The sequence below is a fragment of the Campylobacter fetus subsp. fetus genome, from assembly GCF_900475935.1.
GTDB lineage: Bacteria > Campylobacterota > Campylobacteria > Campylobacterales > Campylobacteraceae > Campylobacter > Campylobacter fetus.
In genome coordinates this window covers 1,578,663-1,591,452 of sequence record NZ_LS483431.1, presented here as the reverse complement: position 1 = coordinate 1,591,452, position 12,790 = coordinate 1,578,663, and the positions used below count along the sequence as shown (strand labels likewise).

Here is a 12,790-nt window from a genome sequence, read left to right as displayed (position 1 = left end):
CATTTTATGGGGATATTTTGGTATTTTAATCTATAATGCGCTTTATATAAAATATCTCTTTATCTTCGTAGTAAATTTCAAAACCAAACTCTTTATATAAATTTATCGCTTTAAGATTATGCTTCAAAACTTTAGCTTTTATGGTTTTTAAATTTAAAGAATAAGCTAGTTTTATCATCTGATTCATTAGAACTTTCCCTACGCTTTTCGTACCTGGAGTTTTGTATAATCCAAACTCTGCTTGATTAGCGCTTATATCTACAAACGATATTACTGCGATAAAACTCTCATCATCGTATATCATAAAATACGCTTTGTCGTTTCTGAATTTCAAAGAACGCACAAAACTCAAGTGTTCATCAAAATTAAAATTGTTTCTTATGCAAAAAGCAGTAGTTCGTGGATCTGTGCGAGCTTTGAAAACAGCTAAAATTTCATCATTATTTAAATTTATAAAGTTTTTAACCCAGATCATAAATAGTCTTTAAGCGCATGTTTAAACAAAAAGTTCATTGTACGCTTTCTAACATCGTGTTTAGCCCATTAGCATCTAGCCACGCTTCATTTTTATCTGAACTATACTCAAACTCATCATCGACTTTTATGCCTTTTTCAAGAATTAAATTTTGACTGAAATTCGGTTCTGTTAAAAATTGTATAGATGGAGTAATCACATAATGATCGCTAAATTCATAAGTCAAGTGAGCATCGTCTTTGCTTATCATAGTTTCATGTAACTTTTCACCAGGCCTTATCCCGATAACTTTGATGTCTAAATTTGGAGCCAAAGCTTTAGCTAAATCGATCATTTTCATAGATGGAATTTTAGGTATAAATAATTCTCCGCCTTGCATTCTCTCAAAGTTTTTCAGTACGAATTTTACGCCATTTTCAAGAGTGATCCAAAATCTAGTCATTCTTGTATCTGTTATGGGAAGTTCTTTTGCGCCGTTCTTTATCAGTTTTTTAAATAACGGCACGACTGAGCCGCGTGATCCAACCACATTTCCGTAACGAACGACACTAAAACGAGTCGGTTTACTTCCTGCTATGTTATTTGCAGCGATAAATAGTTTGTCACTTGCAAGTTTTGTCGCTCCGTATAAATTTACCGGATTGCAAGCTTTATCTGTACTAAGAGCAATGACTTTTTGAACACCGCATTCAAGGCTCGAGTTTATAACGTTTTGCGCTCCGCTTATGTTTGTTTTGATACATTCCATAGGATTGTACTCAGCTATAGGAACATGTTTCATAGCAGCAGCGTGAATAACGTAATCCACACCGTTCATCGCAGTTTTAAGGCGTTTTTCATCTCTTACGTCTCCGATAAAGTAGCGCATGCATTTTTGACCAAATTCACTTGCCATTTCGTACTGTTTTAGTTCGTCTCGTGAGTAGATTATTATTTTATTTGGTTTGTAATTTTGTAGCAATATTTGCGTATATTTTTTGCCAAAACTTCCGGTTCCGCCAGTTATCAAAATATTTTTGCCATTAAACATTTTTATTCCTTTATTTCATTATATCAAATTTAGAATTAAATTAAAAAATATCTATTTCAAGGTCAGTTTTTTGGTCGATTTCCAGCCAATTTTTAGGAGCAAATATTGCTTTGGCGTTATCAAATTTGTTTATAATTTCTGTTAAAAAAGATGTCATATATATATTTTTCCAATTTTTAGAATCATAATATCTATTTTTATCAAGATTGTCCCAAACGTCAAAAACACTGCTCAAAAAACTTTTGTTAAATTTAAAAAGTCCTATGTACTGAGCATCTATTTTATCTATATGCGTTACTTTTTTACCAAGCTCTTTTATAAATCCATCTTGTATTTCCATACTTTCAGCGTCGCTTAAAGGGTCGCTAAATCTCTGTTTCCAAAGTTCCAGCCAATTTTTATCCACCATAACAGAAAGTTCGTTTTTGCATGCTTTTAAAAGCTCTATAAACTCATAATCATAAATTATATCCGAGTAGCTTATAATTGTATCATCATCCATAAATTCCCTAGCACAAAACATTGTATAGGTCATATTTGAACTAGCAAAATCCGTATTTTCATAGAGTTTTACTTTTTTAAAATTTGCATTTAAATAGTTTTTCAAAACTTCAAATTTATACCCTCCAACAACAGCTATATCGTTTATTCCGGCTTTTAAAAACGCGTTTAGTTGATAGCTTATAAGAGGCATATTTTTATATTCTACCAAACATTTTGGCTTATCTTTTGTTAGTTCTTCTAATCTGCTACCGAGTCCTGCTGCAAGAATAATCGCTTTCATTTAAGCTCCTTAAATATTTTAAAAATTTCCTTACTAGCCGCACTTAGAGTCTCTTCTCTCTCAAAATGCCACATGGCGCCGATTATTTTTTTATCGTTATTTATAAATGCTTCTACCGTATTGTCGCTACTTGTTGCGAGTATTTCACCGTTTAAGTTATATTCTATAGCCCAGTTGTGATATGAATTTACTTCAAATTTTTTTCCGTTTCGCCATAAAATTTCATGGACTCCTACGTGATTATCTATTTTTTTAAATTTAGCTCCTAATATATTTGCTAAACTTTGAGCACCTTTGCAAATGCCTAAAATAGGTAAATTTAGTTTCAAACACTCATTTAAAACTATTGTTTCAAACTCATCTCTAGCGGCGTTTATATCGTTTGATATCAAGCTATTTAAGTCATTTCCGCCACTTATTATAACTGCGTCAAGCTCTTTTAAATTCGGAGTTTTTCCATATATAAACAAATTAGTTTTAAAACCGTTTTGTTCCAAAATAGGGCAAAATCTTAAATCTATAGCTTGCATAGTTTCGCCGTAACTGCTTTTTATAAGTTTTGAAATTACGCCTACTTTCATACTATTATCCTTTTATTCAGACAATCTAGCGTTATAATTTTTGCTTTTTTATATATGTTAAATCTATCCTCGCCGACTCCTATCGCCGCGGGTAACCCGAATTCATTTGATCGTACCGCCATATGTGAGTTTGCTCCTCCATAAGCTGTAATCAGGCCGGCTATTCCTTTACTAAATATAAAGTCATATCCGGGATCGGCTGAATTTATACAGACGATTTTACCGTTTAGATCACTATCATTTATTGAAGCGGTCATTGCTTGTACGCTCTTTTGAGTTATAAAATTTGGCTCATTTTCACCTAGAATAAATTCATAAATATCATCTTTATTGCAAATGAGCGGAGGCAAGTTAAGTGATTTTGTTATTTCAAATTCGGCTTTGTTTTTAGCGATGTTTGATAGTATTAGCTCTTTTGCAGACAAACTCTCAAGAGTCGTATAAAATCCAAGCAGTGTTTTTATATCTAAAAATGCAGCATCATCATTGCTAATTCCTAGTTTTAAAGCGTACTGCTTTATCTCATTTAGTGCAAGGCTGAGTGCTTTAGTAAATATAAACTTAGAACTCTCTCTGCTTGTTATAGCAAGAGCTAAGAACTCAAAAAGTTCATTGGCGTCTATGTTAAATCCATGCTCTTTAAGCAAGGTATTTAGCGGCTTTGTATTTTTTAATTTAAACGGTTTTTTCTTTGAGACATTTTGGTTTGTTATTTTACTGTTTTTTGTAAAATACTCATCAAAACTCTCATCATATCTAGGGCTCGTGATATCATACGTATTTACTCTAAGATGCCCGTAGATTTTTAAAAAATCATCTTTTGTAAGTAAATTTATATCTCTTGCTAGACTGCTGCTTACCGTGCTAAGCGAGTTCAAGAACTCGTTTTTTTCACGTTGCGATATAGCTCCTACTCTAGCTATGGAGTTCAAAACAGAAGTTGCTATAAATGCAGCGCGCGCTATACCGGCAAAACTAAGAGTTCCGTATCTTTTGCATTCTTCAATAAGCCAATAAATTTTATCTATACTTGCTAAATTTGAGCTTTTAAGCTCTTTTACTCTTTTGTCTAGTTCATTTATGCGCTCTAAATCTTTGTAAAATCTACTTTTTGGGCTTATTATATCAATCGTAAGATTTTTTAGAGAGTTTTTGATTTTTGTCTTTTCATCTGCCGAGAAATTATCCATATCTTTAAGTTTTTCATCTATATCGAATTCGTATGAGCTTAAAATAACCTCAAATTCGATTTTATCATGGTTTTGCGGACTGTTTTCTAACTTTTTTAACCAGTGATTTACTAGTTTTTCGCCTAGTTTATCGTCTATACTTTTTGGTAAAAATGAGTTAAAGCTAACTCTTGTATCTATATAGCAAAGTCCCGCAAAATCTATCATTAACGGAAATGAACGTAGATTTTTATAGCCGTAATTGTCTCTACCGTATGCCCAGATATTATCAGTGATAAGCTCCTTATAAAGGCTGATAGCAAGGCGTTTTGGGCGGAGTCCTAGGATTTCGGCCGGATTCCAATCTGGCATAATGCCAAAAATAGTTTTATCTCCTAGCAAATGAGGGCGTTTTAAGCTAAGTTTTTCAAATTTTTTAGCTATCATATCATGGATCAAGGTTAAATCATGCAAATTTTTGCTTTCATTTTTGACTATAGGACGTACTTGCAAAAGATAAAGCTCGTTTTTGCTAAAAGCAATTTCGATATCTATAAAAGCGTTATTATATAGATTTTCAAGTTCGTTTATCAAACAGATTATTTTTTTAAATTTAGGATTTTTGCTTACGTGGGATTTTAATATAACGGCCGTTCTAAAAAGTCCGTTGCCGTTTGTTAAATTTTTACTATCGCCGCTCTCATCATAGCTTATAGTGATGTAATTTGCATAGTTTAAAGCGCTCATGCAAACTGCAAAAAATTCTATATTTTCTAGCATCGGCTGGATAAAAATTTCATCATCATCATTTAAATAGCTAGATACGTCTAAAAGAGCAGTTTTTAAATTTGAAGCAGTAACGTTTTGGAGAGTTTCAAACTCTCCTGCGTGAGACGAGCTGCTGCTATCTTCTAAACAAGATGAACTTCTTACGATCAATTTTGTGTTAAATTTAGATAAAATTTCATTCATAACAAAATCTAAATTTGACATTATATACTTCTTCTTGTAGATTATAAGCGGAAGTATTTTAGCTGATTTTAAAATCGGTTTTAGGATCTCTAAATTTCTAGCTTTGGTTTGAAATTTCATCTTACTTTTGTTACGCTCCAAGCTCTTGTAGTATAGCGTATGTCAAACTCTTTTGGAAGTTCGCTTCTAAGTTTAGAGCAGATGCGTTCAAATAGTTCGCTTCCTTCTTTTGTTTCTAAATCCCAAAAGCTATTTTTTACGCTTTTCCATGCTAAGATATAGTTTTCTATGCTTTGATGAAAGTAGAAGTCTTGCTCTATGTAAAATATATCTTTAAAAAGCTTAGAATGGGCTTCTAAAATCGGTCTTTGATCTTCACGCCTAACTCCGCCGCTATAATCTTTGATAAAGTTTTTTATAATATCTTGCGCTATTTTTTGTATAGGGTCATTTAGATCTCTGTGATTCCACATGGCGCTCATAACTCCGTCTTTTTTTAGGATTCTGTGTGCTTCTTTTAGTGCTATGTTTCTGTCCATAACATTAAAGCTAGATCCAAAAGTAACCCAATCAAATTTATCTTCCATTAGCGTCGTATCGGTGCCGTTTGCTCTTACCCACGTTACATTTGGCAGACGTTGTTCGCCTATACTTCTCATGGCGTCATTTGGTTCTACTGCAGTCACTTTTAGTCCTATTTCATCTAACATAAGACTTAAATTTCCGCTTCCAGCACCGATATCAGCTACGCTCATATTTCCATACCCCCCCCATTTTGGCACGCATAAAATGCTAAAATATCAATTGCTTGTTTTGCGTAATTTGGTCTATATGAGTAGAATTCTGCGTGTTTTGTATAATCCCAATTTTGTTCTATTAGATCTTTTTGCATATTTTTTCCTTTTTTTATTTTTATTTGCTTTAAACTATATTTTAAACTCGTCCAAAGCAGACTGTTTTGATATATGCGGAACATAATACCAAGGGCAAATTTGCCTAAATTTTCATTAATTCCGTTATTTGGTACTTTTTGCTAGATAGGCTTTGATAGTGTATTTTACTTTTAATTCATCTAAGCCTGAGATTTTATCTTCTATCATTTTTAATATCTCATTCCACTTAGACTCTCCTCCAGCTTGCGCTTGTATATCATTTACACTTTGCCAAGCTCCTATATAGCGTTCTTTACTCATATTTTCTATATAAGGCATCGCCATGTACATACAATTTTTGAAATCTTTTGTGCTTTGTATAACTTCTATCCAATTTTTACTGTTTTGAGTGCCTGAGCTAACACGATTTAGATTTGGTAGTATATTTTTTATCTCGCACTCTATCTCATCAAAAACGGTTCCTTTTTCTATCTCTCTAGGATTCCATAGCGCACAAAAATATCCATCTTTTTTAAGTATGCGTTTAAACTCAGGAAGACTAAGAGTAGGGTCGGTCCAGTGAAAACTGCTAGCCATAAATAGTATATCTGCGCTATCGTTTTGTAGCTTTGTATCTTCACCGCTTCCTTTTATCCAAGTTACGTTTTCTACGGTTTTTTGTCCTATATCTCTCATCTCATCGTTTGGCTCTACTGCGACTATTTTTGCTTTTGGCGCTAACTCTTTTAAAATAGCAGTTAATTTTCCTGTTCCGGCTCCTACTTCTGCGATACAAAAATCATCTTTGAAATTCGCACATTTTAATATATTTTTGATAAGTTCATAGTTGTAAGCCGGTCTATTGTGATAGAACTTTGCTACTTCGCTAAAATCTCCTTGTTTCAATACTAATCCTTTAATTTAACGGTTAATTACTTTGTAATTTTTCACTTTTTTGACGTTTTAGTAAAGTTAATATTTTATCTAAATTCGCCTGCAAATTTGAAAAATCTGAACTGTCCAGCGTAATATCGGCATTTGGCTCATCATACTTGATATCTACGCCGACTACGTTTTTTATCTGTTTGCTAAGCGCACCGGTATAAAGCCCTTTTTGATCGCGTTTTACTAGTTCCTCAAATTCACATTTTAAATAAATTTCGATATATTTTTCATCTAAGCGTCGGTTGAAATTATAATTTTGCTCAAACATAGAAATAGCAGTGCAGATTACCGTAAATCCTTGTTTTGATAGCGCATTTGCGAGTCTTGCTTTTTGCATTGCGATTTTGATACGAGAATCTTTATCATAATTAACGCTTCCAAATACCTCTCTAAATTCGTCACCGTCTATATAAATGGAGTTTTGCAGTCGATTACGCAACTCTTTTGCCAAAGTCGTTTTTCCGCTGCCTGCTAATCCCATTATCCAGATAATCACCGGTTCTCCTTTGTTTTTATACTATTTTATGGTTTTATTTTATCAAGTATAAACTGAGCAATAGCTTCACTTGAGTGCCCAAGGTTGTAAATTTCACTATTTCTGTAGTTTAAAATACGCTCCTTCCATTCATCTAAATTTAGATTTTCTATGTTTTGTATCAGTTCATCTGCGGTTCTAGATACTATATGCAAGTTTTTATCTGCCAAACTCAGTGTTTTACCATTTATGGTTTCTATTTCAAATTTATCTCCCATTATATCTGTTGGATAAAATAACAAACAAGGTCTAAGCGTGGTAAACGGAAAACTAAATATGGTTGATGAATAGTCCCCTATAGCGCACATAGATTTTTGTAGAGTTTGGTTGGATATTTTTGGATCGGTATCGTAGGTAAAGTTTTTGCGACCTAAAAAGTGGTTTTTTATTTCTAAATTGTCGCTATTGTTTTCAAAGGTCGGGACAGGGCGAAATATAACTTCATATCCTAAATTTAAAAGTTTGTCCATAACTTCAATGATTTTTTCGTACGCTTTAGAATGTCTAAATAGCACCAAAACACACTTTTGAGGATTATTCGGAATGTATGATTTTATCTGTTCATCAATACTCGGATAGCCTAAGTTTAAAAGTTTAGCTTTGCTATTTAGGGCATTAAAGTATTTGTGATCGCTTTTCATCATCGCCACGTAGTAGCAATCCACTGCACTGCCAAAAGTATCTATACTCTCTTGTTTTGAGATATAGCAAATTTTATGCGTGAAAATAAAACTTCTAAGCATGGTAAGATGATGCGAAAATACCATTGCAAATGAGTTTTTATGAGTAAAACATACGTTTTGATAGCTTAGATTTACGCTTGAAAGAACGATTTTAAATTTATAGTATTTTAGAGAGTTGGTCGGTATCAAAATGTTTGAAAGCCCCATAAATCCTTTGTCGTTTTTATAATTTTGTATGTAGCTATTTACTATGAAGGTATTTACTTTATTTTTTAACAAAATATCAAAAATACTGCCGTAGTGTCTATTTTTAAATAGCGCTGTAGTAAGGATCGCCACGCTATTTTCTAAGTTTATATTTTCAAATTTTAAAAGTTCATCTGCTATAAACTCAAATCCGTCAGCCCATTTTATATTTAGATTTTCTAAATTTGAAATGAGTTTTTTTCTAACGGCTCTAGTCTTATGTGAGCAACTATCGCAAGCCAAAAGAACAGGGCTATTTTGCTCTATACCCCCCCATTGGCTTTTATGAATTTCAAATTTGATTCTAAACTCATAGAATCTTTAAAATCATCCAAAAAAGTATATGAATGACCTAACAGATCAAGATTGTGAGCGAGCATTTTTGAATGTCCACCGTTTGGGTATATGAAATAGTGCATTTGTCTCCTTTAATCTAATAAATTTTTTCTTAGTTTTAACTGCTTTAGATGATAGTTTTGTATGAATTCTAGTATATCATCATAAGAGTACATTTCATTTTGTATGTAGTATTCTATCATTTTTTTATGTAATTTTTGAACATTGCTATCATTTTGTAAAATTTTTACCATTTGTAAAGCGCTGTTTAGATCGGTTAATTCGATATGTAGGTTTTTATTATAAAAGTTGTTTTTTAAGTTTGTTCTATTTTTAGTTATACTAGGCGGAATCAATAATATACTAGGTTTTTTAGTTATCAGCGCGTATGTGTAATTCAAGCTGCTTCTAAATTCAACTAAAGTTATACTTCGTTTAAGCTCATCAAGACTTAGATGCGGTTTTGTGTATAGAACGAAGTTTTGATATTCGCTAAGATTTTGTATATCTTTTTCATATGTATTTAAAAGTTCTTTATGCTGATAGTGAGCTTTAAAAAGAACTCTAAATCCGTTTTCTAAAAGTATTTTGGCAAATTTTACTAACATATCTTTAAAACCATAACGTTTATTTTCAGTAATAGGAATGATGATTGTATCTGTATGTTGCGTCCAAGAGTAATTTTTCATATCGTTTTCTATACTTTTATACCCTAATTTCAGCAACCCCCCCCCATTGTTAAATTTAGAAAAAGCAGGCTTTAGAGTTTCGTAAAATTCTTTAGCGTGAGCTAGCGTAAAGCTGTCCATTCTACTAGCCATAAATCCTATTTTTTCATAAATATCTTCTTTGCTATGATAAAAATCATGAAATGCTCCAACATAATAATAGTTTCCAAGAACAAATGTTTTAACATCTGGCATATTGTATCCAAGTTGATAATCACTAGATATATAGCATGTTACAAAATCAAAATATGAAAGCCACCAAGAGCTAGCCATAACTACATTTTTAAATCGCTTTTTAGCTTCTTTATATGCTGTTTGATTTTGGGTAAAATATACTATTTGCGAGTTTAGCTCATATCCGTTATATGGGATATTTAGGTATTTGTCATTGATATTTTTTTCAAGAATTACTCCTATAGAGTATCCAAACTTATTTTTATAAATTTCATTTAGCTTTTTGGCTATAAGAGATATACCATCACAGTAGTTTGCGATAGCAAATTTTTCTAAATTTGATATAAGGTTTTGCTCATGAGTTTTACTAGCTAGCAAAATAATATCATCTTTTTTAATAATTTTTTTTCTATTTTCTAGACTAGTTTCATAATCACTGTCATCTATAAAAATAGGCTGTTTATTATATAATTTTTCTATATGGAATGCTAGAATTTTAGCGTTTATGCCGCTTGGATAGATAAAAATTTTACTCAATTTATCTCCGATGTTTTTAAGCGTTTTATTATTACTTTAGAAATTTTTTCATTTGCATACTTTGTGCAGTGCAGCCAATGGTCATAAAAACAGATTTCAGACTCATCTTTTATAATCTCATTTAGATCCGTATAATTTTTTAAATTTAAACTTGTTTTGTTAAACTCATCTATAAAATTATTTGTTGTTTTTAAAATTTCATTTTCTATGCTATGTGGTTTATTTAGCTCTTGCTCACTAGACGTTAAATACTTTTTCTTACTTAAAAACGGTTGTAAAAATCCTAAAAATAATCCACCATTTGCATTTACCACACTATAAAATTGAACATATCTATCATAAAGCGCATTGCAAATTTCTTTTAAATTTGGTGGCTCTTTAACTAATTTTTTAAGACTATAAGTATAATCCAGATATAGAGGTAAGCTACTTTTAAATAGTTCTTTAGTATCTACTTCGCTGATACTTGTGTTGTAGATGATAGAATGATTTTTTAACAGTATTTCATCTCCTAACATAGCATGAAAGTAGTCCGTACCTCCAAAAAAACTCATGACCACATCAGGTTTGAGCTTATAAAATAGAGCATTATAAACAAGCAGTTGTTCGTATAAAGTTGCACCATGTATCGCAGCGTTGATCACTATTTGGTTTTTTAAATTTACTTTTATAAAATCACTAATTCCACCTTTGTCCGTTTTTAGCCAGTCATGTCTTATAAAGCTATTTCCAAACAGCACAATTAGTTTTTTATCTCTATTTTGCAGCTTTTCAAAGTCTATTTTATCCTTAAAATAAAAGCTTCTGCTATCACAATTAGCATTATAAGATACGCTAAATCCCGGATAATTTATATTAAAAGTTTTTGTATTTATAGATGATGTTTTGTAGAGTTTTCCAAATATATCTAGATCTGCATATTTTTCATCTATTGATTTTCTTTTATTTAACATCTCTTTATCGAAATTTGCTCTAAATTCAAAATAGATAGTTTTTAGTTCTTTGAGTCTATTTTGTATCTTTTCTAAGTCGAAATTTTTTATCAAATTCAGATCAAATTTATTTGAAATAAAGTTTAAAAACAGATCGCTCGGTTTTTCCATAAAAATAGGTGCAAAATGTATGATATTTTCAGGAAATATTTCGCTGAGATTATCTTTGATATTTTTATAAGTATTTTTATTTGCCACGCTTACTAATATAGAATCAAATTTACTGTTTTTGAGTGTTTTGATAAACTGTTTTTGATAGTTTAACTCACTTAACATATCATCGTACACATAAACTTCATCAACAAATTGTTTCATAAATTCGTAGTTATTTTTGCCTATAAATCCATATGCGTATATCAAAATTCTCATTTTATTTCCTCAATTTTTTTGCTTATAAATTTAGCTATTTTTTCGCTTGCATATGGAGTATAATGCAAAGATGTACCATAAAAACATCTATTGATTTCATCACATAAGCATTTATTTAGATCAAAATAGTATGATAGGTTTTTGGTTGTTTTATTAAATTCATCGATGAATTCATCTGCTTCTCTAGCTATTATTTCATCTAAGCTATCTTTAAGTAGTATAGTTTTTTCATCTTCGTCTAAATTAATTTTTTTAATGGCAAATGGTTGCAACAAAGCGATAAATTTACCGTTATTGCTATTGACTATATTATAAAATTGAATCAGTCTTTCATACAATGCTTTGCATATTGCCGAATTTTCTGGATTAAACCTTTTTTTTATCGTATAAACAAAGTCAGAATGTATAGGAAGATCGCTTTTATACAACTCTTTTGCGGTTGTCTCATTGTTCATAGCAGCGTAAATGATAGAGTGACGTTTTAACAATATTTGATCTTGAACAAAAGCTTCTATATATTCTGCGCCTCCAAAAACCGTAAGAACAAATTCCGGTTTAATTGTATAAAATAGTGCATTATATATATTTATTTGTTCAAATAATGTAGATCCGTTGATTCCAAGATTTAAAACAGTATAGTTTGGCAGGTATTTTTGTAAATATTGTACAATATTTCCGCCTCCGATTTCATCTAAATAATCAGCTCTTAACCCGCAGTTGCCAAACACTATCACTAATTTTTTATCTCTATTTTGCAGTTTTTCAAAGTCTATTTTATCCTTAAAATAAAAGCTTCTCTCATCGCATCCAGATGAGAACATTACATTAAATCCCGGATATGAGATTGTTTTGCATTTTGGGAGTATTTTTCCTGTTTTGTAAATTTTTTGAAATATATCTAAATTCGGGCATTTTAAATCAAAATCTTCTCTTTTTTGCAGTGCGGATCGATCAAAATTTATCCTAAATTCACGATATTGATCTTTTAATTGCTCTATGTGCTTTATAATGTTATCTAAATTATAATTTTCAATAAGTTTTTTGTCAAATTTATCGGCGATAAAGTTTAAAAACAGATCGCTCGGTTTAGTAAGGATTATGGGCGCAAACTTTATTATATTTGATTCAAAATGCGCAGATAACTTATTTTTGATATTTTTATAAAGTTTTTTATCTGCTACGCTTACTAAAATTATATCAAATTTTATTTCACTGTCTAAATTTTTGATAAAATGTTTTGACAATCCTGACATATTTAACATATCATCATACACGTAAACTTCATCAAAAAATTGTTTCATAAATTCGTAGTTATTTTTGCCTATAAATCCATATGCGTATATCAAAATTCTCATTTTATCT

The 12,790-nt window shown here is 31.1% G+C and carries 11 protein-coding genes and 2 pseudogenes; all 13 read right to left on the bottom strand.

Going from position 1 to position 12,790, the window contains the following annotated elements:
• Nucleotides 1-25 precede the first annotated feature (25 nt).
• The 13 genes and pseudogenes from pseH to DQN38_RS07925 all read right to left on the bottom strand — a co-directional run bounded on the left by pseH (nucleotide 26) and on the right by DQN38_RS07925 (nucleotide 12,783).
• The gene (gene pseH / locus DQN38_RS07980; protein WP_002850707.1) at nucleotides 26-475 is read right to left on the bottom strand and encodes a UDP-4-amino-4,6-dideoxy-N-acetyl-beta-L-altrosamine N-acetyltransferase; all 450 of its coding nucleotides are present in this window, start codon (nucleotides 473-475) and stop codon (nucleotides 26-28) included.
• Between the two features lie 34 nt (nucleotides 476-509).
• The gene (gene pseB, locus DQN38_RS07975) at nucleotides 510-1,505 is read right to left on the bottom strand and encodes a UDP-N-acetylglucosamine 4,6-dehydratase (inverting) (protein ID WP_002850705.1); all 996 of its coding nucleotides are present in this window, start codon (nucleotides 1,503-1,505) and stop codon (nucleotides 510-512) included.
• A 40-nt stretch (nucleotides 1,506-1,545) separates the two neighbouring features.
• Nucleotides 1,546-2,289, bottom strand: a complete 744-nt coding sequence (locus DQN38_RS07970; RefSeq protein WP_065844067.1) for a phosphocholine cytidylyltransferase family protein — start codon at nucleotides 2,287-2,289, stop codon at nucleotides 1,546-1,548.
• A complete protein-coding gene (locus DQN38_RS07965) occupies nucleotides 2,286-2,870 on the bottom strand; it encodes a gamma-glutamyl-gamma-aminobutyrate hydrolase family protein (RefSeq protein ID WP_065844068.1) in 585 nt (194 codons plus the stop codon). Before DQN38_RS07965 ends, DQN38_RS07970 begins: the two co-directional genes overlap by 4 nt.
• The gene (locus DQN38_RS07960) at nucleotides 2,867-5,131 is read right to left on the bottom strand and encodes a PEP-utilizing enzyme (RefSeq protein WP_065844069.1); all 2,265 of its coding nucleotides are present in this window, start codon (nucleotides 5,129-5,131) and stop codon (nucleotides 2,867-2,869) included. Before DQN38_RS07960 ends, DQN38_RS07965 begins: the two co-directional genes overlap by 4 nt.
• Nucleotides 5,128-5,903, bottom strand: a pseudogene (locus tag DQN38_RS07955) (class I SAM-dependent methyltransferase). Before DQN38_RS07955 ends, DQN38_RS07960 begins: the two are co-directional and overlap by 4 nt.
• Before the next feature lie 124 nt (nucleotides 5,904-6,027).
• Entirely contained in the window at nucleotides 6,028-6,789 is a 762-nt protein-coding gene (locus tag DQN38_RS07950; RefSeq protein WP_065844070.1) for a class I SAM-dependent methyltransferase, read from the bottom strand.
• Between the two features lie 22 nt (nucleotides 6,790-6,811).
• Nucleotides 6,812-7,330 (bottom strand): annotated as a pseudogene (locus tag DQN38_RS07945) (adenylyl-sulfate kinase); the annotation flags it as partial.
• Nucleotides 7,331-7,350: 20 nt separating this feature from the next.
• On the bottom strand, nucleotides 7,351-8,535 hold the full coding sequence (locus DQN38_RS07940; protein ID WP_228600391.1) for a hypothetical protein: 1,185 nt from the start codon (nucleotides 8,533-8,535) through the stop codon (nucleotides 7,351-7,353).
• 20 nt (nucleotides 8,536-8,555) lie between these two features.
• On the bottom strand, nucleotides 8,556-8,711 hold the full coding sequence (locus DQN38_RS08950) for a hypothetical protein (protein ID WP_164468612.1): 156 nt from the start codon (nucleotides 8,709-8,711) through the stop codon (nucleotides 8,556-8,558).
• Between the two features lie 9 nt (nucleotides 8,712-8,720).
• The gene (locus DQN38_RS07935; RefSeq protein ID WP_111738240.1) at nucleotides 8,721-10,067 is read right to left on the bottom strand and encodes a hypothetical protein; all 1,347 of its coding nucleotides are present in this window, start codon (nucleotides 10,065-10,067) and stop codon (nucleotides 8,721-8,723) included.
• Entirely contained in the window at nucleotides 10,064-11,428 is a 1,365-nt protein-coding gene (locus DQN38_RS07930; RefSeq protein WP_002850692.1) for a hypothetical protein, read from the bottom strand. The genes DQN38_RS07935 and DQN38_RS07930 overlap by 4 nt, the downstream gene beginning before the upstream one ends.
• Nucleotides 11,425-12,783: an SGNH/GDSL hydrolase family protein gene (locus DQN38_RS07925; RefSeq protein WP_025370400.1), complete on the bottom strand. Its 1,359-nt coding sequence runs from the start codon at nucleotides 12,781-12,783 to the stop codon at nucleotides 11,425-11,427. Before DQN38_RS07925 ends, DQN38_RS07930 begins: the two co-directional genes overlap by 4 nt.
• Nucleotides 12,784-12,790 lie beyond the last annotated feature (7 nt).